A 21,055-nucleotide genomic window follows, 5' to 3' on the forward strand; every position below is an offset into this window, starting at 1 on the left:
CTTCGCATCAACCCCTCCGTGGAAGGCTAGCAAATGAAGCTCGAAATTCTCTATAAGGATCCCGATAGTGGTGATGGTTGCCAAACTGTCTATCTGACCGAAACAGGTGACATTGTCATTCAGGGCCAGGAGGTTGACACTTCGACCCGGGGCCAACTCGTGTCAGTTGTGCCGGGTGAGACCGCGGTCACGATAGCACCCGAGGTGCTCCTGAGTGCGGTAATTCGCTACACCGACCGCGGTTCGCGCTGACTGTGGTGGTCAAGGCGTCCGGCCCGGATTGCTTGCAGGAGCGCGGGTATGTCACCACGTATCACTGAGGCAGAGCTGCTCTTCGAGTCACGCACCTGATCGAGGGTGTTACGCAGCTCCACGCAAGACGCGTCGTTGGCGCTGCCGCTGGACTTTCGCCAAGTGTTCTCAGTTGTCACCGTGCTTCTCCATTCGATCCTGCAGGTCGGCGATGAGCCGAGCGGAAACATCTGGTTGCAGGGATACCCTTATGATGTGGTCAACCGCATTTCGGTAGGCACGCACGTCACCATCGTCACGCAGCATGACGATCGTCCGTCGATTGCCCACGAAAACGATTGATGACTTGCTTGTGGTCTTCGTGACATGGTCCGAATCGATGAGAATGAATGAACCCTCCAGGCCCGGATGCCACCCCGCATCCCGCAGGGACAACACGTATCTCGATGTTCGGAGCGGCCATCTCCAGCAGGTGACGGAGCTGTCCGTGCATCACCTGCCGACCGCCTACTTCATGGGTGAGCGCATTCTGCCCGAGCAGCACCAGCAACCCGGGCGGTTTGGGCTTGGTGAGAATGTCTCGGCGGCCGAGCCGGACTTCGACCTGGGTCACGACCTCATCGGCCGGGACGCCAGAACCAGGTGCCACCATGATCGAGTAGGCGTAGTCGCGAGTCTGCAGCAGGCCCGGCACTGGCAACGGGGCCACGTCGACGATCAAGCTGGTGGTCTGCTCCCAGTCCACCAAGGCTCGCATCTGCTGGCGTTGTTCGGCAGCGTGGTCGCCACCCATTGGGATTCGTTTGTCCCGTAGGCAAGGGTCATGATGTCGTCGTACCGCTGGCCGTCCACGCCCAGCCTGGTCAAGATCTGCGCCACCTGTTCCGGTTTCGGTGTCCGCTCTCCGTTTTCCCACCGGGCCAATACTCCGATGTCCCGGCTGATCGCCGCTCCCAACTCGCGCAGCAGCATGTGTTTGCCTTCGCGGGCCTGGCGCAGAGCGGCGCCGAGCGCACGGGCCTTCGGTATGCGGGCCATGTGGATCTCCGTCAGTTGTCGGCCGGCAAACGGATGGTGTCACCGGTTCGTCAACACACAATCAGCACCGGCACGGTAGCACCAGCGCCCCCGAACACCGTGTTGGCCTCTCACGTCGCTGTGTTGGCGCGTCACGGTGCTGTGTTGGCCTCTGGCGTAGGCGTGTTGGCCGGTGACGACGAGGCCGGACACACACGGCTGACAATGGCCCCAACACACCCAGCCAACACCCCGACGCCACAAGCCAACGCAGCGACGCCACAAGCCAACGCAGCGACGCCAGAGGCCAACATGACGACGCCACAGGCCAAATCATGTTCCGGCTTCGAATATGTCATTGGCTGTTTGGGCATCAGCGACTTCACCAGCGGACGCACTGACGTCACTACCCGGGCAGGCAGGCCGGTGCGACATTTCTGGGTGCAGCGGCTCGTCATTCGTAGTGCACTATACAGGAGGTTTTGAACCGTGAGTCCGACGTTGAAGGTGACGCATGATTCCAGTGCGGACGAGGAAGGTCAGTGTGGCAACTTCCAGCGGATACGCCAGTGGAGCGTGGACAATCCCGTGCAGGGCTTCATCATTCAGAAGGTCACCCGGACGTTCGACGTCGAGTGCTACAACGGCAGCTCATGGGATCCGATCAGCGGCGGCGCCCTGAACACGTACGTCACCGACGTGGATTCGACCGTGGACGCGGACGTCCTGGTGTACTGGGAGTTGTGGACGGTCGACGCGACGGGTGCCATCAGTGACGGCGGAGACGACACGTTCGGCCTGTGCTCCCTGATCCCGGATTCGACGCACATCGACTACACCACCAGGGGCAGCTTCACGATGACCGGCGAGGCCTACTTCTACGCCACCGACCAGACGCCCGAAACGTTCGGGTTCACGCCCGGGGCCGTCTCCACCGCCGGAGGCCTGTACAGCAGCACGACCGATCCTGCCGGTGCCACCGGGTTCAGCGCCCTTGTGCCGTCGGGTCCGGCCGTGACGTACACGGTCACGTCGGCCTGGGACAGCGGCTCCTCGGACCCGTACAGCGACGTCAAGGCCAGCTGACGACGCGGCCGGGAGGGCCGGCGAGCGTGCCCGGCCCTCCCCGACAGGCTAGGGCGTCTCGGCGAGTTGGGAGACCTCGGCGCGGAGGCGGTCGTGGGCGGGGCCGTCGATGCCGAGGGTGTCGAGGGCGAGGAGGGCGGCGCCGAGGACTGGGGGAGCGGTGACGAGGGTGATCTCGGCGTGCGGGGCGCTCGCGGTGAGGCGTTCGGTGAGGGCGCCGAAGACGATGGGGTCGCGGGAGCGGAGGACGCCGCCGCCGAGCACGACCGCGGCGGGGGTGGTGAGGAGGTCCAGGCGGCGTAGGGCGGCGAGGGCCATGGTGGCGATCTCCTCACCTTGCCGGATGACCAGGGAGCGGGCGACCTCGTCGCCGGCGGCCGCGGCGGTGAACAGGATCGGGGTGAGTTCGGCGATGCGTTCGTGGGCGAGTTGGCCGAGGTGGATGGCGGCGGCGACGTTGGCGACGGCGCGGTAGCCGAAGTGGTGGGTGACGGCGTCGACCAGGGCGGTGGGCTCGGCGCGGCCGTCTTCGGCGCGGGCGGCGTGCCAGAGCGTGAGGGAGCCGAGGTGCTGGCCGCCGCCCCAGTCTCCGGTGAGGTGGCCGAGGGAGGGGAACCGCACGGTCCGGCCGTCTTCGGCGCGTCCGACGCAGTTCGTGCCCGCGCCGCACACTACGGCGACGGCGTTCGGTGCTTCGGTTCCCGCGCGGAGCAGGGCGAACGTGTCGTTGTCCACAATGGACTTGTCGGCCCAGTCGGCGGTCGTGATGGCTTCGTTGAGCAACTCGTACTCGACCGGGAAGTCGGCCCCGGCCAGGTAGGTGGCGACCAGCACCGGCCGGGCCTCGGCGCCGGGCCCGGCCTGCTCCCGCACCGTGCGCACCAGATCGTCCAAACAGGACATCGCGATGTCCAGGCCGGCGGTCTGATGGTTGCTTCCCGCGCCCCTGGCGAACCCGAGCACGGCGCCGGAGGTGTCGCCCAGCAGCACCTCGGTTTTCGAGTTTCCGCCGTCGATGGCGAGAAACAGGTTCACCGGGCCCACCCCAGGAACTCGGCGTTGGCGGCAAGCAACCGGTCGGTGAGCCGGTTGGCGAGGTCGGCCTGGCCGATCAGCGGGTGGGCGAGGAGCGCGTGGTAGACCCGGTCGCGGCCGCCGTGCACCGCCGCTTCGAGCGCCAGTTCCTCGTAGCCGGCGTGGTGGGCGACGAGCCCGGCGATGTCCGGAGCCAGCGGGGGAGTGGGGAGCGGCACCGCGCCATCGCGCCCGACCCGGCAGGACACCTCGATCACCGCCTCGTCCGGCAGGCCGGTGAACGTCCCGCGGTTGCGCACGTTGGCCGCGTGGATGGCGCCGTCATCACCGCGCAGGGAAGCCAGGAGCCCGACGGCCGCCTCGGAGTAGAACGCACCGCCGCGTTCCGACAGCAGCGCCGGCTTGGTGTCCAGCGCCGGATCGGCGTACATGGCCAGCAACTCCCGCTCGATCTCGGCAACCCGGGTGCCGCGACTCGGCGACGTTCGCTGCTCGGCCACCACCTCGTCGTGACAGTAAAAGTATCGTAAATAGTAGGACGGCACGGTCCCGCTCAGCCGGAGAATCTCCGGCGGCAGGCCGACCTTGGCGGCCAGCTCTGCGCCGTGCTCGTCGAGGAGCTTCGGCAGCAGGTCCACCACGTCGACGACCGCCGCGCGTTCCCAGGTGAGATGGTTGAGGCCGACGTGGTCCAGCACCACCGACTCCGGGGAAACATCGAGCAGGCCGGCGAAATGTCGCTGCAGTCCTATTGCGACATTGCACAGCCCGACCGCGCGGTGCCCGTCGTCGAGCAGCGCCCGGGTGACGATCCCGACCGGGTTCGTGAACGCCACGATCCACGCCCCGTCAGCCGCAACCGACCGGGCCCGGCGCGCCACCTCGAGCACGACCGGAACCGTGCGCAGTGCTTTGGCCAGGCCACCGGCGCCAACGGTCTCCTGGCCGACGCAGGAGCAGTCCAGCGGAAACGTCTCGTCGCTGATCCGCGCCGTCTGCCCGCCGACGCGGAGTTGGAGGAGCACCACGTCGGCGCCGGCGAGCCCGGCGTCGAGGTCCGAGGTCCAGGAGACCAGCCCGGGATGCCCGTGCCGCGCGAAGATCCGCCGCGCCAAAGGCCCGATCACGTCGAGCCGGTCCACGGCCGGGTCGACCAGCGCCAGCTCGCCGACCTCGCGGTGCAGCCGGGCGAACCCGTCGACCAGCTCCGGGGTGTACGTCGAGCCCCCGCCGACCACCGTCACCTTCACGCCGTCACCTGCGACCGAGCAGCGTCGCGCGGACCGCCGACAGCGAGGTGTCCAGAGCCCCGAGCAGCACCGGGTCGTCACTCACCCCGGTGGCCGCCACCGTCGTCTGCAGCACGGACAGTTTCCGCAGCGCCACCATGACCGCCTCGGCCAGGGGCGCCCCGGCGGCCTGCCCCACGTCGCCGGACAGCACGATCAGCGGTGGGTCCAGCACCGCGATCACCGCGGCCAGCCCCACCGCGACCCGGGTGGCCAGCGCCGCCAGGAACTCGGCGTGCGCACCCGGCGCGGCGACCGCCTCGGCCCCGCTCGAGGCGCTGATCCCGTGCTCCCGCGCCAAAGCGAGCACCGCGGTCCCGCTGACCAGCTCGTGGAAGTCGTGCACCACGGCCCGCCCGCGTTCCGTCGACGGGAGCCCGACCGGCATGTAGCCGATCTCGCCCGCGCCGCCCCGGGCCCCGCGCAGCAGCGTCCGCCCGAGGTCGATGGCCAGGCCAAGGCCCTCCTCGCCGAGCCAGAGCAGCGCGAAGCTCTCCGCGTCCGTGGCGATCCCGCGGGTCCGCTCCGCCACCGCGGCGAGGTTCGCGTCGTTGTCCACGCTCACCTCGGTGCGCAGCCGCCGGCGTATTTCGCCGATCAGCCCGGGTCGCGACCAGCCGGGCACGTCGGTGTAGTGGATGGTGTCGGCCCGCTCGTCGTAGGAACCCGGCACCCCGATCTGCACGTGATCCAACCGCCGCAACGGGATCCGCGCGTGCCGGCAGGCGGCCTGGACGGCATCGGCGACCGCGCCGACCGGGTCGTCGGCGGGCTGGGCGTCGACGGTGATCTCCCGGCGGGCGCGGACCGTGCCGGCGAGGTCGCACACCGCGGTCGCCAGCGAGAGATCCCGGGCGCGGACGGACAGGGCCGCGGTGTAGGCGGCGTCCGGGTTCACCGCGTACACCTCGGCGTTCGGCCCCGGCCCGCCGCTGGTCCGCCCGACCACCTTGGCCAGGCCCGCGTCCTGCAGGCGCCGCAACACATCCGAGGTGGTCGGCTTCGCCAGGCCGGTAAGCTCACGGAGGTCACCGCGGGTCAGCGGCCCGCGCTCGAGCAGATGGCCGAGCGCGGCGGTCTCGTTGATCGCGCGCAGCAGGCGCGACGAGCCGGCCAGTTGATCCACACGCACTCCCGGGTTTTCGCGGTTAGTTAGGCAGACTTCCTAACTGTTAGGTCGGACGTTATGCGCCGGGACAGCCCGCGTCAAGGCGCCCCGCCATATGGGATGACCAGGTGTTACGTGCACATTATCGCGGTTACGCCAATGGCCGTGACGGATCACGAAGAGTTGGTGCAAAGGAAAGCCCTTCCCTCAAGACCTCCGACCACTTAGGGTTGCAGGAAAGCGCTTACCAGAAGGGTCACGTCATGCCAGCTCCGGAGGTGACCGTTTCCGATGGCCGGCACGCAGCCGGCGCTCGGGCGCCGGAAGCACCGCCGGGCCGGCCGGAGCGGGCCGGGCTCGGCGGGCGGTTCCTGCGCTTCCTGAACGCGGCCTGGCGCCCGGCGCTGCTGCTCGGGCTGCTGTTCGCGGTGTGGTGGTTCGTCGCGGCCCGGCAGTACGTGCCGAACTACCTGGTGCCCACGCCCGGCCAGGTCTGGCGCACCATGACCGACGAGTGGCCGATGCTGCTGCGCAGCAGCTACGTCACGCTCTACGAGACCGTGATCGGCTTCGTGCTGGCCAGCCTGCTCGGCCTGGCCACCGCGATCGTGATCGTCTACTCGCCGACCATGGAGAAGACGCTCTACCCGGTGGTGCTCTTCGCCCAGGTCATCCCGAAGGTCGCGATCGCGCCGCTGCTGGTGGTGTGGTTCGGCTTCGGGCTCGCCCCGAAGATGATTCTCGCGGTGCTGATCGCGTTCTTCCCGGTGGTGATCTCCGGGGTCGCTGGGCTCCGCTCCATCGACCCCGAGCTGCTGGACCTGTCCGCCACCATGGGCGCGAGCCGGTGGCAGACGTTCCGCAAGATCCGCTTCCCGAACGCGCTGCCGCACCTGATGGCCGGCCTGAAGGTGGCGATCACGCTGGCCGTGGTCGGCGCCGTGGTCGGCGAGTTCGTCGGCGCCAGTGAGGGGCTCGGCTACGTCCTGCAGGTGGCCAACGGGAACCTCAACGCCCCGCTGCTGTTCGCCGACCTGTTCCTCATGTCGCTCATCGGCATCGTGCTGTTCGTGCTGATCGAACTGGCCGAAGCACTGTTGATCCCCTGGCATGCCAGCCGGCGTGCCGGAACACCGCTCACGACCTCATGAAAAGCACGCAAGGAGGCGTTGCTCAATGAGACTGTCAACCGTGGCTGCCGCAGCGGCCCTGCTCGTGCTCGCCGGATGTGCCGACCGCGGCTCCGGTGCGCCGAGCCAGGGCAGCAGCCCGGGCACCAAGAAGGTCACCCTGACCCTGAACTGGGTGCCCTACGGCGAGCACGCGCCCTTCTACTACGGGCTCAAGAAGGGCTTCTACCAGGACGAGGGGATCGAGCTGGAGGTCAAGCCGGGCAACGGTTCCGGCACCACGATCCAGCAGGTCGCGCAGAACCAGACCACGTTCGGCTGGGCGGACACCCCGCCGCTGCTCAAGGGCGTGAGCACCGGCATGAAGGTGAAGAGCGTCGGGGTGTTCCTGCAGAAGGGCCCGTCCTCGATCGAGTTCCTGTCCGACAAGAACATCACCAAGCCGTCCGACCTCAAGGGCAAGACCGTCGGCGGCACCCCGGGCGACGCGCTGTATGCGGTGTTCCCGGCCTGGCTCAAGGCCAACGGCATGTCCGCGCAGGACGTGAAGGTGGTCAACGTCGACGCTGCCGGGAAGATCGCCGCGCTGGCCGAGGGCAAGGTCGACGCGATCATGGGCTTCTTCCACGACCAGGGGCCGACCATCGAGGCGAAGACCGGCAAGAAGGTCAACTACCTGCTCTACGCCGACTCCGGGCTGAACATGCTCGGCACCGGGATCGTGGTCAACGAGCAGACCCTCAACGCGGACAAGGACCTGACCGCGAAGTTCGTGAAGGCCACGCAGAAGTCGTGGGCCGAGGCGGCCAAGGACATCCCGGGTGCGGCGGCCGCGATGGTGGAGCTCGCGCAGAACGAGCCGCCGCAGGAGGTGCTGGTCAAGCAGCTCACCCAGGCCATCGGCCTGCTCGAGCTGGACGCGGGCGCGCCGGGCGTGAACACCGAGGCCAAGTGGAAGCAGACGATCGACCTGATGACCCAGTACGGCGACCTCAAGAACGCGGGAGCGCCGGCCACCTACTGGGACGGCTCGCAGGCGAAGAGTGGGTAGGTGCGGGGTGGAATGCCATGAAGGGACCCTTCGGGGCGTTGAGTGCCCTGAAGGCCACCTTCAGGGCACTTGGAGCCCCTCATGACCGCCGCCGTCGCCCCGCACTCCGGCCCGTGCGTGGAGGTGCGCGACCTCACCGTGTCCTTCACCTCCAAGCGGGCGAAGACGACCGCGCTGACCGAGATCGGCATGCGGGTCGAGACCGGCGAGTTCGTCACGATCGTCGGCCCGTCCGGGTGCGGCAAGTCCACGCTGCTCAAGGTCATCGCCGGGCTGGTGCGGCCCACCTCGGGAAGTGTGCACCTGCTCGGGGCGGCGGTGCGGAAAGCCCAGCGGGACATCGGTTTCGTGTTCCAGCGGGCGGCGTTGCTGGAGTGGCGGGGCGTGCGGCGCAACATCCTGCTGCAGGCCGAGATGCGCGGCATGAACCGGGCGGAGGCGGCGGCCCGGGCGGACGAGCTGATCGAGCTCACCGGCCTCGCCGGCTTCGAGAAGGCGCTGCCGCACGAGCTCTCCGGCGGGATGCAGCAGCGGGTGGCGCTCTGCCGGGCGCTGCTGCACCGCCCGCCGGTGCTGCTCATGGACGAGCCGTTCGGCGCGCTCGACGCGCTGACCCGCGAGCAGCTCAACACCGAGCTCCACCGGATCTGGCGGGAGACCGGCACCACGATCCTGCTGGTCACCCATTCCATCGCCGAAGCGGTCTTCCTCGGCACCCGGGTGGAGGTGATGAGCCCCCGCCCGGGGCGGCTGGTCCGCGGGTTCGACGTGGACCTGCCGGCCGAGCGGCACTACGCGGAGGTCATGACCGACTCCCGGTTCGGCACGCTCACCACCCAGATCCGCGAGCTGCTCGGCTCGGCGGCTAGTCACTAGGGGTTTTCATGAACCAAAGGCCCGTCGGCATCGTGCTCAATGGTGTGACCGGACGCATGGGCTACCGCCAGCACCTGGTCCGGTCGCTGCTGGCCATCCGGGCCGACGGCGGGCTGCCCTTGCGCGACGGCACCCGGTTGTGGCCGGAGCCGGTGCTGGTCGGGCGCAACGAGGCGAAGCTGACCGAGATCGCCGCCCGGCACGGGCTTTCCGACTGGACCACCGACCTGCACGCCGCGCTGGCCCGGCCGGACGTGGAGATCTACTTCGACGCGCAGACCACGCAGCGGCGGGAGAAGTCGATCTCCGCGGCGATCGAGGCGGGCAAGCACGTCTACACCGAGAAGCCGCTGGCTTCCGATCTTGCCGGAGCATTGGCGCTGACCCGGTTGGCCGCCGAGGCCGGCGTCCGAACAGGCGTAGTCGCCGACAAGCTGTTCCTGCCCGGGCTGCGCAAGCTCAAGCGCGTGATCGACTCCGGCTTCCTGGGACGCATCCTGTCCGTGCGCGGCGAGTTCGGTTACTGGGTGTTCGAGGGGGACTGGCAGCCGGCGCAGCGGCCATCGTGGAACTACCGCGCCGAGGACGGTGGTGGCATCGTGCTCGACATGCTGCCGCACTGGGAGTACCTGCTGTCGAACCTGTTCGGCCGGGTCCGGTCGGTGCAGTGCGTCACCGCCACGCACATCGACCGGCGCTGGGACGAGGGCGGCGAGCCGTACCAGGCGACCGCGGACGACGCGGCCTACGCGATGTTCGAGCTGGATCGTGGCATCATCGCGCAGATCAACTCGTCCTGGGCGGTGCGGGTGTTCCGGGACGAGCTGGTGGAGTTCCAGGTGGACGGCACGGAGGGCTCCGCGGTGGCGGGGTTGCGCCGGTGCCGGATCCAGCACCGTGCGGCCACGCCCCGTTCGGTGTGGGACCCTGACAAGCCGGATGGCGGCGACTCACGCGGCGTGTGGACGGAGGTGCCGGACAACCAGGAGTTCGACAACGGGTTCCGGGTGCAGTGGGAGCAGTTCCTGCGGCACGTGGTGGAAAACGAACCGTTTGGTTTGGATTTCGCGGCGGGGGCTCGCGGGGTTCAGCTGGCCGAGCTCGGACTGCGCTCGGCCCGGGAGGGGCGCAGGGTAGAGGTTCCCGACTTGGGATAATCAGGGGTGCACGATGGGCAGTGTCAACTTGCCGGACGGCCGGCGGTACACGCTGCGTGGCGGTGCGCGGTACGAGGTGCCGCCTGGACCGCCGCGCGGCCGGACAGCGTTCGCCGCGACGCACGTGGTGGCCGACCCCACCGCCGAGAACGGTCCGGGCGCCCGGGCGGTGCTCGACTGGGATGCGACGCTGGCCTTCCGCCGGCACATCTGGAGCCTCGGCCTCGGCGTGGCCGAGGCGATGGACACCGCCCAGCGCGGCATGGGCCTGGACTACCCGGCCGTCCGTGAGCTGGTGCAGCGCTCGGCCGCCGAGGCCCGTTCCGCCCGCGGCGCCATCGTCGCCGGCGTGGCCACCGACCAGCTTCCCTCCGGCCCGGCCACCCTGCAGCAGATCACCGCCGCCTACCGCGAGCAGCTCGAGGACGTCGTCGGGGTGGGCGTCACCCCGGTGCTCATGTGCAGCCGCCACCTCGCCGCCGCGGCCGGCGGTCCCGACGACTACCTTGCGGTGTATGGGGATCTCATCGAGCACGCGGACGGCAAGGTCCTCCTGCACTGGCTCGGCACCCAGTTCGACCCGGCCCTCGCCGGTTACTGGGGAGCGTCCGACGTGGAGGGTCAGGCGCACACCGTGCTGGCCCTGATCAAGGAGCATGCCGACAAGGTCAGCGGCATCAAGCTGTCCGTCCTCGACGCCGCGTTCGAAGTGGAGTTCCGCCGCCTGCTGCCGTCCGGTGTCCGCCTGTACACCGGTGACGACTTCCACTACCCGGAACTGATCGCCGGCGACGACCAGGGCCATTCCGACGCTTTGTTGGGTGTCTTCGGTGTGATCGCCCCGGCCGCCGCGGCCGCCCTGTTCGCTTTGGACCGCGGCCACCCCGACCGTTTCCGGGAAATCCTGGACGCCACCATTCCGCTGGCCCGCCGCCTCTTCTGGCCGCCCACCCAGTACTACAAAACCGGCATCGTGTTCCTGTCCTGGCTGGCCGGTCACCAGGACCATTTCGTCATGGTCGGCGGCCTCCAGTCGGCCCGTTCCCCGGCCCACTTCGCCCGGCTGCTGGAACTCGCCGACGCCGCCGGCCTGCTCCCCGACGCCGACCTGGCCACCGCCCGCGCCCGCGCGTTCTTCACCGTCGCCGGCGTCTCCCAGTGAGCGAGCCTGCGAGCGAATCAATGTCACAGGGCGTCCGCGAGCGGCGCGACCGAGCCTGCGAGGGGGCGTCGTGAGCGAGCTTGCGAGCGGACGATCAAACACTGCCCTGCCGCCGAGCCTGCGAGGCGGTAGGGCGCGCCGTCACCGAGCTTGCGAGGTGAGGTGATGCGCCGCCTGGCCCGCATGTCGTTCAACCAGGCCACGGCCAACAACTGGCCGCTCCCCGACGTCATCGCCGGCTGCGCCCAGGCCGGCGTCCCCGCCGTCGGCCTGTGGCGCGCCCCGGTCACGGAATACGGCCTGGCCAAAGCCGCCAAGCTCGTCGGCGACTCGGGCCTGTCGGTCACCTCGTTGTGCCGCGGCGGATTCTTCTCCCACGACGACTGGCTCACCGACAACCGCCGCGCCATCGACGAGGCCGCCATCCTCGGCGCCCCGACCCTGGTGCTGGTCTGCGGCGGCCTGGGCCCCCGCACCCTCGACGACGCCCGCGCCCACGTGGCCCGGGCGATCGAGCTGCTGCTGCCGCACGCCGCCGACGCCGGCGTGCGCCTGGCCATCGAACCCATGCACCCCATGTACTGCTCCGACCGCAGCGTCGTGTCCACTTTGGACTTCGCGCTGGTGCTGGCCGACCCGTACCCGGCCGACGCCGTCGGCGTGGTGATCGACACCTATCACCTCTGGTGGGACGACCGCGTCTGGGCCGGGATCGCCGCCGCGGGCGCGGCCGGCCGCATCGCCTGCTTCCAGGTCGCCGACTGGATCACCCCGCTGCCCGAGGGCGTGCTCCTCGGCCGCGGCCTGCCCGGCACCGGCTGCGTCGACTTCCGCCGCTTCCTGGCCGCGGTCGACGCCGCCGGCTACACCGGGCCGGTCGAGGTCGAGGTGTTCAACTCCGGCCTGTGGGCGCGGCCAGGACCGGAGATCCTGCGGGACACCATTGCCGCCTATGTTGACCACGTAAACCAGTAGAGATCAAAATACGCGCACGCCGGGGAGATACCAAGTTCGGTACCGGCGTCGATGCCGGCACGGTTGCCCGAACGTACGCCTCAAGGGTCGGGGAGGCGCGGCGTTGGCTGGCTACGGTGAAAAGGCAATTTGCAGTTTTCAACCGTGGAGGATTCGTGACCAGCTCTGTCCCGTCGCTCACCCAAATGGCCGCTCATGTCGTCATCGCGAACAATGATATTGACCAACTCGCGCCGGTCCTGCCGGCCGAACTGATCCAATATCTGAAGACGCTCTCCGGCGAGTTGCCGCTCGACCAGGCGAACCAGTTCTACGCCCAGTACGTCCAGGTCACGCAGGCGGTCGCCGCGCTCACCGACCAGGAAGCCGACGCCGACATCGCGGACCAGTACCTCGGGGCGTACCAGCAACTGCTGCTCATGCACGACCAGGCCATGGAGACCCTGAACACGGCGCTCGCCGCGGCCGTCGACGCACCCGACCTGGAATGGCGCCAGTATCTGTCGACCATGCTCACCGACACCCAGGAACAGGTGGCCACGCTCGGCCGGCGGGTCGAGGAGATGATCGAGTACTTCACCGCGCAGCAGGACGCCAGGGCGGAGCTCGACAACTGGTTGAACGAGGGCAACGACGGCCACAACGACATGGACGACGTGGACTGACGTTCCAGACCCTGGTGGGACGACCCCGGCGCGGTTTCGACGCGGCGTGATGCGATGAATGCGTCCTTCCTCACGCCCAGCGCGAGTAACGACGCATTCATCGCACCCCCGCACAGTGAGACGGGGCGCTCGGGCTGTCAGGGGTACTGCGGTTCGCCGTCCTTCCAGGCGACGGGGTAGCGCACGCAGGGGCCGGTGGTGGCGTCGGTGACGCCGGCGGCGTAGCAGCCGGGCACCGAGTAGACGCCGTACGGGTCGAAGAAGTACCAGTGGTTGTTCGACGGGTCGCGGCGGGTGAAGAACATGTGCAGGTGGGTGTTCGACCCGCCCAGTCCGCGTTTGCCGCCCGGCCCGGTGTTTCCGGCCCAGCCGAGGAACGTGCCCCGGCTCACCAGCTGGTTCACCGCCACCGGAATGGTTTGCTGATCGGTGCCCCAATGGTCCGGATCCGGGTTGCGCGGCGGATTCTTCGGGCATCCCGTGGCGTTCAGGTGGTCGGTGTAGTCGGTCAGTTCGGTGCCGGACAGTGTCGGCACGGTGAGGTTCCAGGCGGCGTCACAGTCGTGGGTGGCGCCGTCGCGCAGGTGCATGTAGATCGTGCGGTACGCGTCCTGGACACCGCCGGCGTCGTGGCTCACGATCACGGTGTTCCCGGACCAGGTGTCCCACCCCACGTGGATGACCCGTCCCGGGGCGCAGGCGAGGACCTTGAACGTCGCGCTGTCGTCCCGGCTGTAGTCCGCGCCGTGGTGCCATTTACCGGCGCTGTACAGCCAGATACCGCGGCGCTCCACCGCGGAGTCGGAGAACGGCAGGGTGAGGAACTTGTCCGAGAACTCCAGCGCGGATAGGCGGGCGTAGCGTGCGGAGCCGACCACGTCGACCGGCCAGCTGTAGACCACGGTCTCCCCGGCGCCGGGTGAGCCGCAGGTCCCGGGCAGCCCGGGGCAGTGCGTCGCCGTGCGCGTGATCCCGTAGTCGTACGATCCGGTGGTCATCACGACCTGGTTGAGGCAGCCGCCCGTGCAGGCGTGCGGGTACATCGCGGTGTCCACCAGGCGCAGGCCCTGCTGGTTCAGCGTGTTCCACTTCGCGACGAAGTTCTCCCAGTCCACGCCCACCCAGAGGTGGTGCCCGTCGCCGCCCTGTCGGTAGGCGCCGGCGTAGCACCGCTGTCCATTGTGGATGTGACTGTCCAGGCTCACCAGGCGCAGACCCTGGCCGCTCCACTCCTTCCATTTCGACTCGAAGCTGGCCCACGGCGCCACCCACAGGCCGTGGCCGTCCGAGCCGGCGCGGAAGGCGCCCGAGTAGTAGGTGACCCCGTTGAACTCGTGCGTCGCGATGCTGACCAGCCGGAGGCCCTGGTTGCTCCATTCTTTCCATTTCGCTTCGAAGCTGGCCCATTGCGCCACCCAGAGGCCGTGCCCGCCGGAACCCGCGCGGAAGGCGCCCGCGTAGTACGTGACCCCGCCGACGTTGTACGTCGCGATGCTGACCAGGCGCAGGCCCTGGTTGCTCCATTCCTTCCATTTCGCTTCGAAGGAGGGCCACTGGGCCACCCACAGGCCGTGCCCATCGGAGCCCGCCCGGAAGACCCCGGCATAGGTGGGTGGGTTGTTGCCGTCGACCGTGACCGAGATGTTCGTCAGCCGGAGGCCCTGGTTGCTCAGCTCTTTCCATTTCGCCTCGAAGGACGGCCACTGGGCAACCCAGAGGGCGTGCCCGTCGGTTCCGGAACGGAAGACACCGCTGTAGGCAATACTCATGATCCCACCTCATTCGTCGCCTACGCCAATTCCGGGCCGCACTCCGGTTTTCCTCAAGGCCCGCGGGGGTGACGGGCAGGGCGTGGACCTTTGCCCGATTGGTCCGGATGACCCTCCGTCGGCGGGGTTACCGCGGAGGCGTCGCGTATTCGACGTACAGCGGGGAAGCGACGACGTATCGGTTGTCACCATCGGTGAGATTGGCGCTGATCCGGGCGTAGCCGGCCATCCACGCCGCCGTCTCCGGAAAGACCCGGCCGTCGATGGCGAGCAGGAGCCGGCTGATCGCCACCGGCAACCGGGGTGTTCGCTCCAGCGGCTCGGCCCGCCGGGTGTCCGCCGGTTGCGGGTAGTAACGCAGCTTCTGCAGCAGATGCTCGACATTGTCGACGGTGAGCCAGCCGCCGGAGCTGGGGAAGGAGGCAGGGATGTCGGAGTGGACCTTGACCAGCTCTCCGACTGGCCGGCTGACCTTGACGGGCGCTTGCCCCATGATCAGGTGCGTGCCGCTGCAGTGGAGCAGCAGCCGGACGGTGCCGCCGGTCGGGTAGTCCTTGCTCGCCGTGCCGCGATCGACGAAGAACGCCACGTCCTGGTGGCTGGTATTCACCGTCAGATAGTTGAGTGGCGCCTCGAAATGCACCCACTGGCCGGTCGCGATGTCCGGTTCGGTGAACCACCGGGCGGACCGTTCGATTTCGGCTATCACCCGGGCCAGATGCTTGAGCCGCTTCTTCTCGGCGTCGCCGGCCGGCTCCATGCCAATCTCCAGAATGGGCAACTTGAGGTTGACTTTCGGCCGGGGCCAGAACGACCGCAGCTCGGGCAGGAACTGCTCGAGCTTGCTGTCGGACAGGTAAACAAGTTCCCGCACCGGCCGGCCCTCTCGTCGACGACATCACACGTTACCCTGAACTTCTCCATTGCTGGACCGGGAGGCGTCTGACCGATGTCTGAGGGACCAACCGAAGCGGCACCGACCCGGCCGGGCTGGGCGGATATCCAGGCACACCGGCCGCTCGAGCCGGACGATCCGCGGGAGATTGGCGGGTACCGGCTGCGGGCCCGGCTCGGCGAGGGCGGCATGGGCCGGGTCTACCTGTCCTTCACCCCCGGCGGCCGGCCGGTCGCGATCAAGGTGATCCGCCCCGAGTTCGCCGCCGACCCGGCGTTTCGCCGCCGGTTTACGCAGGAGGTGGCCACCGCGCACCGGGTTCAGGGCCTTTACACGGCGCCGGTCATCGATGCGAACACCGAGGCCGACCAGCCGTGGCTGGCCACCGCGTACGTGCCGGGCCCGTCGCTGCAGGCCGCGGTCGGCGCATACGGGCCGCTGCCCGAAGAGAGCGTGCTGGTGCTGGTCGCGGGCGTGGCCGAGGCACTGCAGTCGATCCACGGTGCCGGCATCATCCACCGTGATCTCAAACCCTCCAACGTCATTCTCGCCGCCGACGGGCCGCGCGTGATCGACTTCGGGATCGCCCGGGCCGCGGACACGACCTCGGTGACCCGCACCGGCCACCAGGTCGGCACGCCGGCTTTCATGGCGCCGGAACAGGTTCGCGGCCTGGCGACCACGCCGGCGCTGGACATCTTCGCGCTCGGCGTGCTGGCCTGCTACGCCGCCACCGGCGAGCTGCCGTTCGGCGGCGGCCTCGATCCGGCCGTGCCGCACCGGATTCTCGAGCAGGAGCCGGACCTGGCGAGGTGCCCGCGGCGGCTGGTCGACCTGGTGACCCGCTGCCTGGCCAAGGATCCGCAGCGGCGGCCGTCGCCGACCCAGGTGATCGACCTGTGCCGCACCCTTTCCACCGGCACCCGGCTGCAGATGGGGGAGAGTTGGCTTCCGCCGCGGATGGCCGCGGTGGTGAACCAGATCGCCGCGGCACCGGTGCCACCCGTCCCGCGGGAGCCGCGACCGCGCCGCCGCCGGCGCACCGCCGTGCTGCTCGCCGCCGGGTTCGTCATCGTCGCGGCGGCGGCCGGCATCGGCGTGGCCGGGGCGTTGGGCGCCTTCGACACGAAGGCCTCCGGCGTTTCCGGCGCTGGCGGGTCAAGCTCCGCGCCCACCACGACGACCACCGCCGCCACCACGACCACGACGAGCGGGACCGTGTCGCCGACCGCCCCCGCCACCTCGTCCGGCGCGACCTCGACGGCCAACCCGGGCGGCGACCAGAACTTCGTCAAGCGGTTCGACTCGGTCGACCTGTCCGCCAGCCACGGCATCATTTTCAACAATGACGCGGTGGAGGACACGACTTCCACCGACTCCGACCTGTATCACTGGACCGACACCGGGTTGTCCACGCGCGGCGAGATGATCATTCTCCGGCCTGAGGAATCCGCGACGTTCGAAACCTGCAGCAAACTCACCCGCTTCGTCACCGACCTGTACGTCAAGGACCTTCAGGTCAACACGAAATTCTGCATCGTCACGGATAAACAGATTTCCTTGTGGGAGATACGGAGAGTGCCCCAGACCAACGAGGTCAGCCGGCACTACGAGTTCGCCATTACTTTGTGGCGGCGGTCCACCTGATTCAGCTGGTTTCGCCGGACAGGGAGTAGGAGCGCAGACGCGCGGTGGCGCCGAGGATGCCGATCGCGGTGAGCACGGCGGCGAGGATGAGGGCGGCGACGGGGTTCAGGTGGGTGGGGAGCCAGGTGGTTCCGGCGACGCTGTCGGACAGGGCGACGGCCTGCTCGCGGATGCTGAGGATGCGGGTGCCGGCGACGAAGGTGGTGAGCAGGTTCTCCCACAGGATGATGTAGACGAGGCCGACGGCCACGGGGCGGCGGGTCAGCAGGCTGAGGGCGAGGAAGCCCGCGGTGTAGGCGAGGGCGCCGACGGCCGCGCCGAGGACGAGGCCGGCGGCGAGGGCGGCGGAGCCGGTGATGAGGGCCGCGGCGGTGAGCGGGACGGCGGTCGCGACGGTCGTCACGGACCAGGCCACGGCGAGCTTGGCGACGATGATCTCGTGGCGGGGGAGGGGTTTGGTGAGGAGATGGGTGATCGTGCCGTCCTCGATCTCCAGGCCGAGCACGCTGCTGCCGACCACCAGGGCGGTCAGCGGGAGGATGACGCCGAGGCCGAGCTGGGCGAAGACGACCGGGCCCCACTCGTCGATGAACGCGGGGCTGGACTGGGCGATGAGGGTCAGGCCGATCAGCAGGGCCGGCATGGGCAGGAGCAGCAGCACTCGGCGGCGGCCGAGGAGGGCGCGGAAGGTGAGCGCGGCGATGGTCGTGTTCATTGGGCCACCAGGTAGGAGAAGACGTCTTCCAGGGACTCGTCGGACGGGAGCACGCCGGTGAGGCGGATGCTGTGGTGTCTGGCCACTGTGGACAGAGCGCGGGTGAACGTGCCGTAGTCGTTGGCGCGGACCTGGAGGCCGGCGGGGTCCAGCTCGACCGCGGAGACCGAGATCTGTCCCATGAGGACGGTGGCGAGCCGGCGGTCGTCCGACGACTGGATCAGGAAGACGTGCGGGCGGTTGGTCATCAGCCGGCGGATGTGGCGGTAGTCGCCGGAGGCGGCCAGGCGGCCGGCCACGATCACCTGGACCACGCCGGAGAGCTGCTCGACCTCCTCGAGGATGTGCGAGCTGAACAGGATGGTGCGGCCGTCGGCGCCCATCCGGTGCAGCAGGTCCATCATGTGCAGGCGCTGGCGGGGGTCCATGCCGTTGAACGGCTCGTCGAGGATGAGCACCGCGGGGTCGTGGACGAGCGCCGCGGCGACCCGGGTGCGCTGGCGCATTCCCTTGGAGTAGGTGGAGATCCGCCGGTTGACCGCGTCGCCGAGCTCGACGATGTCCAGCGCGCGGCGGGCGGCCGACTCCGGGTCGGGGAGCTTGTGCAGGCGGGCGCCGACGAGGACGAACTCCCAGGCGGTGAGGAAGCCCGGTACGCCTTCGTTCTCGGTGACGAGGCCAAGGGTCCGGTAGATGTCGGGGTTGCGGAAGCTGGGCTTGCCGTCGATGAGCACGGTGCCCTGGGACGGCCCGAGCAGCCCGGCGATCATGTGCAGCACCGTGGTCTTGCCGGCGCCGTTGGGGCCCAGCAGCCCGGTGACCCCGGGCCTGACGGTCAGCGTGACGTCGTTGACCGCCACGACGTTGCCGTACCAGCGGGACACGTTGGTCAGTTCAACGGTAATCACGCCCGCACCCTCCGGTAGCGCCGCAGCAAACCGGCCGTGCCGAGCAACGTCACGGCGACGGCGACCAGGCCGTAGGCGGCGCCGTACTGGCCGGTGTCGTACAGTCCCTCGCCCCACAGCCAGCGGTCCACGCCGTTGACCAGGCTGACCGGGTCGAGCAGGCCGGCGAGGCGGCCGAGCGTGCCGGTGTCCAGGGTGCGGAGCACGCCGGAGACCGGGGCGGTGATCAGGAAGACGCCGATGATCAGGCCGGTGCCGAACATCCGGCGGCCGGTCAGCGAGGCCAGCGGCAGGGCGATCGCGGCGAACACGGCCGAGTGGATGGCCGCGGTGACCAGGCCTTCGAGGAACAGGCCGATCTCGTGGAAGACTCCGCCGACGCCGCCGGTGGCGTTGAACGCCATGCCCAGCAACATGATCAGCAGCGGGCCGGTGAACAGGCCGAACAGCGCGGCGGCCAGCGCGCCGAGTTTGGCCAGCGCGTAGTCGGAGCGTTCGATCGGGCGGGAGAAGTACAGCGCCAGCAGGTTGGTGCGCAGGTCCCGCGACACCAGCTCCGGCCCCACGATGGCCACGAATACCGTTGCGGCGTAAGAGAACGTGGAGACCAGCCCGACGTAGCTGAGCACCCGCTGGTGCAGTGCGTTGTTGACCACGACGAGGACCACGGACGCGACGCAGGCCAGCGTGAACAGCCCGGCCGGCAGGATCTTCGCCTTGGCGCTGCGGCCCAACCCGTAGGCCGAGCGCAGGCTGTAGACCCACAGCGAGCGCACCGCGTACCGCCGGCCCAGCCGCACCCCCTCGTAGCGCTGGTAGCCGATGTCGTGAATGACGCTATCCGGCACGGCTCTCCTCCTTGCTTTTCAGCTCGGGAATGGTGGCCATGGTCGTGGGTCGCTCTGGCTGGTGGGTCACCAGGACCACTCCTCGGGCAGACCGTGTTCCACCGGGGGCAAGCCCCCAGACCCCAGTTCCTCGGGCCCACCTCGTCGCGGTAGGCCAACTCCCTCGACTCGGCATTCGCAAGCTCACGACGTCCCCTCGCAGGCTCGGTGACGCCGCTCGCGGACGCCCTGTGACATTGATTCGCTCGCAAGCTCGCTCACGCCGGGTCCTTGTCGCGGAAGAGATCGGCGACCTGGTGCCGGCGCCGCTCCAGCCGGTGCAGGGACAGGTCCAGGTCCGCCACCGCGTCCCGGATCACGTCGTAAGTGTCCTCATCGGACAGTTCGACCAGCAGCCCGCGCTCGGCCAACCTGACGGTGAGCCCGTCACCGGCCAGGCGCGCGGCGAGCACCGCGGGATCCTCGTCGACCTCCACCATCAGCAGGTCCTGGGCCGCGGTCATGGAGGAGAGGGACGCGGACCGCAGCAGCCGGCCGCCGTCGATGGCCACCAGCGAGGTGCAGATCCGCTCGATCTCCCCGAGCAGGTGGGAGCAGATCAGCACGGAGAGGCCGAACTCGGTGCCGATCCGGTGCACCAGCGTCAGCATCGCCCGGCGCCCCTCGGGATCGAGCCCGTTGGTCGGCTCGTCGAGCAGCAGCAGCTCCGGATCGTGCACGAGGGCCTGGGCGAGCTTGACCCGCTGCCGCATGCCCGTCGAGTAGCCGCCGATCTGGCGGTACCGCTCCTCGTACAGCCCGACGTGCCGCAGGGTCTCCGAGGCCCGCTCCCGCGCGGTCGCCGCCGGCAGGCCGGAGACCCGGGCCAGGTGCGTCACCAGCTCGGCGGCCGAGACGTCCGGCGGCAGGCAGTCATGCTCGGGCAGGTAGCCGACCCGGGCGCGCACCGACTCCGCGTCGGTGAGCGGATCCAGTCCCAGCACCCGGATCGCGCCCCCGGTCGGCGCCAGCAACCCGAGCGCGAGCTTGATCAGCGTCGACTTGCCGGCCCCGTTGGCGCCGACCAGCCCGACGATGCCAGGCTCGATGTCCACGGTCAGCCCGTCGAGCGCGGTCACCCCGCCCTCGTACCGTTTCTCCAGCGCCTCCGCCGCGATGAGCGTCACGCCGCAGAACGGTAGAGGTGACCGCGGGCGCCACACATCCGGTCACACCCCGGATTCGCCCCTTAGGGGTAGCCAGCTTCACGCCGCCGGCGGGCGCGTGTTGGCCGCTGGCGTCGCCATGTTGGCGCCTGGCGTTGCTGTGTCGGCTCGTCGCGATGTCCCCCACCGCGCCAGCGGCCAACATAACGACGTGGCCGGCCAACATAACGACGTGGCCGGCCAACATAACGACGTGGCCGGCCAACATAACGACGTGGCCGGCCAACATAACGACGTGGCCGGCCAACATAACGACGTGGCCGGC

20 protein-coding genes and 1 pseudogene are annotated in these 21,055 nt (G+C 69.2%); 9 read left to right on the top strand and 12 right to left on the bottom strand.

Annotated features, from left to right (window positions below; translation table 11 throughout):
* Positions 1-227: 227 nt before the first annotated feature.
* From VGR06_RS38505 to VGR06_RS38520, 3 genes and pseudogenes are all read right to left on the bottom strand, one after another.
* Positions 228-482 carry a DUF397 domain-containing protein gene (locus tag VGR06_RS38505; RefSeq protein WP_327564165.1) on the bottom strand — a complete coding sequence of 85 codons (255 nt, stop codon included), beginning with the start codon at positions 480-482 and terminating at the stop codon, positions 228-230.
* A pseudogene (locus tag VGR06_RS38515) lies at positions 421-1,045 on the bottom strand (DUF5753 domain-containing protein). The gene VGR06_RS38505 and the pseudogene VGR06_RS38515 overlap by 62 nt, the downstream one beginning before the upstream one ends.
* Complete coding sequence (locus VGR06_RS38520; RefSeq protein WP_327564167.1) at positions 970-1,290, bottom strand: helix-turn-helix transcriptional regulator; 321 nt, start codon at positions 1,288-1,290, stop codon at positions 970-972. The pseudogene VGR06_RS38515 and the gene VGR06_RS38520 overlap by 76 nt, the downstream one beginning before the upstream one ends.
* 468 nt (positions 1,291-1,758) lie before the next feature.
* Between VGR06_RS38520 and VGR06_RS38525 the strand changes: the two genes are divergently transcribed.
* On the top strand, positions 1,759-2,355 hold the full coding sequence (locus tag VGR06_RS38525; RefSeq protein WP_327564168.1) for a hypothetical protein: 597 nt from the start codon (positions 1,759-1,761) through the stop codon (positions 2,353-2,355).
* Positions 2,356-2,403: 48 nt separating this feature from the next.
* On the opposite strand, the gene VGR06_RS38530 is transcribed toward VGR06_RS38525, so the two are convergent.
* Genes VGR06_RS38530 through VGR06_RS38540 form a run of 3 tightly spaced genes read right to left on the bottom strand, consistent with a single transcriptional unit; the run spans position 2,404 to position 5,805 of the window.
* A complete protein-coding gene (locus VGR06_RS38530) occupies positions 2,404-3,390 on the bottom strand; it encodes an N-acetylglucosamine kinase (protein WP_327564169.1) in 987 nt (328 codons plus the stop codon).
* Positions 3,387-4,640, bottom strand: a complete 1,254-nt coding sequence (locus VGR06_RS38535; protein WP_327564170.1) for a 6-phospho-beta-glucosidase — start codon at positions 4,638-4,640, stop codon at positions 3,387-3,389. The genes VGR06_RS38530 and VGR06_RS38535 overlap by 4 nt, the downstream gene beginning before the upstream one ends.
* A gap of 4 nt (positions 4,641-4,644) precedes the next feature.
* Complete coding sequence (locus tag VGR06_RS38540; protein WP_327564171.1) at positions 4,645-5,805, bottom strand: ROK family transcriptional regulator; 1,161 nt, start codon at positions 5,803-5,805, stop codon at positions 4,645-4,647.
* A 245-nt stretch (positions 5,806-6,050) separates the two neighbouring features.
* Between VGR06_RS38540 and VGR06_RS38545 the strand changes: the two genes are divergently transcribed.
* The 7 genes from VGR06_RS38545 to VGR06_RS38575 all read left to right on the top strand — a co-directional run bounded on the left by VGR06_RS38545 (position 6,051) and on the right by VGR06_RS38575 (position 12,803).
* Positions 6,051-6,938: an ABC transporter permease gene (locus VGR06_RS38545; RefSeq protein WP_327564172.1), complete on the top strand. Its 888-nt coding sequence runs from the start codon at positions 6,051-6,053 to the stop codon at positions 6,936-6,938.
* A 40-nt stretch (positions 6,939-6,978) separates the two neighbouring features.
* Positions 6,979-7,968 carry an ABC transporter substrate-binding protein gene (locus VGR06_RS38550; RefSeq protein ID WP_327564173.1) on the top strand — a complete coding sequence of 330 codons (990 nt, stop codon included), beginning with the start codon at positions 6,979-6,981 and terminating at the stop codon, positions 7,966-7,968.
* A gap of 81 nt (positions 7,969-8,049) precedes the next feature.
* A complete protein-coding gene (locus VGR06_RS38555) occupies positions 8,050-8,844 on the top strand; it encodes an ABC transporter ATP-binding protein (RefSeq protein WP_327564174.1) in 795 nt (264 codons plus the stop codon).
* An 8-nt stretch (positions 8,845-8,852) separates the two neighbouring features.
* Positions 8,853-10,001 (top strand): Gfo/Idh/MocA family oxidoreductase, encoded by a 1,149-nt coding sequence (locus VGR06_RS38560; protein ID WP_327564175.1) that lies wholly within the window; start codon positions 8,853-8,855, stop codon positions 9,999-10,001.
* Positions 10,002-10,014: 13 nt separating this feature from the next.
* Positions 10,015-11,163, top strand: a complete 1,149-nt coding sequence (locus VGR06_RS38565) for a dihydrodipicolinate synthase family protein (protein ID WP_327564176.1) — start codon at positions 10,015-10,017, stop codon at positions 11,161-11,163.
* A gap of 165 nt (positions 11,164-11,328) precedes the next feature.
* The gene (locus VGR06_RS38570) at positions 11,329-12,138 is read left to right on the top strand and encodes a sugar phosphate isomerase/epimerase family protein (protein ID WP_327564177.1); all 810 of its coding nucleotides are present in this window, start codon (positions 11,329-11,331) and stop codon (positions 12,136-12,138) included.
* A gap of 155 nt (positions 12,139-12,293) precedes the next feature.
* Positions 12,294-12,803: a hypothetical protein gene (locus VGR06_RS38575; protein ID WP_327564178.1), complete on the top strand. Its 510-nt coding sequence runs from the start codon at positions 12,294-12,296 to the stop codon at positions 12,801-12,803.
* Between the two features lie 137 nt (positions 12,804-12,940).
* Here VGR06_RS38575 and VGR06_RS38580 read toward each other — a convergent pair whose 3' ends face one another.
* A complete protein-coding gene (locus tag VGR06_RS38580) occupies positions 12,941-14,572 on the bottom strand; it encodes a hypothetical protein (RefSeq protein WP_327564179.1) in 1,632 nt (543 codons plus the stop codon).
* Between the two features lie 127 nt (positions 14,573-14,699).
* A complete protein-coding gene (locus VGR06_RS38585; RefSeq protein WP_327564180.1) occupies positions 14,700-15,446 on the bottom strand; it encodes an SAVMC3_10250 family protein in 747 nt (248 codons plus the stop codon).
* A gap of 75 nt (positions 15,447-15,521) precedes the next feature.
* Between VGR06_RS38585 and VGR06_RS38590 the strand changes: the two genes are divergently transcribed.
* Positions 15,522-17,114, top strand: coding sequence for a serine/threonine-protein kinase (locus VGR06_RS38590; RefSeq protein WP_327564181.1), 1,593 nt, complete (start codon positions 15,522-15,524; stop codon positions 17,112-17,114).
* 1 nt (position 17,115) lies between these two features.
* Here the strand turns inward: VGR06_RS38590 and VGR06_RS38595 are convergent, their stop codons facing one another.
* From VGR06_RS38595 to VGR06_RS38610, 4 genes are all read right to left on the bottom strand, one after another.
* On the bottom strand, positions 17,116-17,829 hold the full coding sequence (locus VGR06_RS38595) for an ABC transporter permease (RefSeq protein ID WP_327564182.1): 714 nt from the start codon (positions 17,827-17,829) through the stop codon (positions 17,116-17,118).
* Positions 17,826-18,737 (bottom strand): ABC transporter ATP-binding protein, encoded by a 912-nt coding sequence (locus tag VGR06_RS38600; RefSeq protein ID WP_327564183.1) that lies wholly within the window; start codon positions 18,735-18,737, stop codon positions 17,826-17,828. The genes VGR06_RS38595 and VGR06_RS38600 overlap by 4 nt, the downstream gene beginning before the upstream one ends.
* Entirely contained in the window at positions 18,734-19,585 is an 852-nt protein-coding gene (locus VGR06_RS38605; RefSeq protein ID WP_327564184.1) for a hypothetical protein, read from the bottom strand. The genes VGR06_RS38600 and VGR06_RS38605 overlap by 4 nt, the downstream gene beginning before the upstream one ends.
* Positions 19,586-19,842: 257 nt before the next feature.
* Positions 19,843-20,751, bottom strand: a complete 909-nt coding sequence (locus tag VGR06_RS38610) for an ABC transporter ATP-binding protein (RefSeq protein WP_327564185.1) — start codon at positions 20,749-20,751, stop codon at positions 19,843-19,845.
* Between the last annotated feature and the right edge of the window lie 304 nt (positions 20,752-21,055).

The sequence above is a fragment of the Actinophytocola sp. genome, assembly GCF_036002505.1.
Classification (GTDB): Bacteria; Actinomycetota; Actinomycetes; order Mycobacteriales; family Pseudonocardiaceae; genus DASYTH01.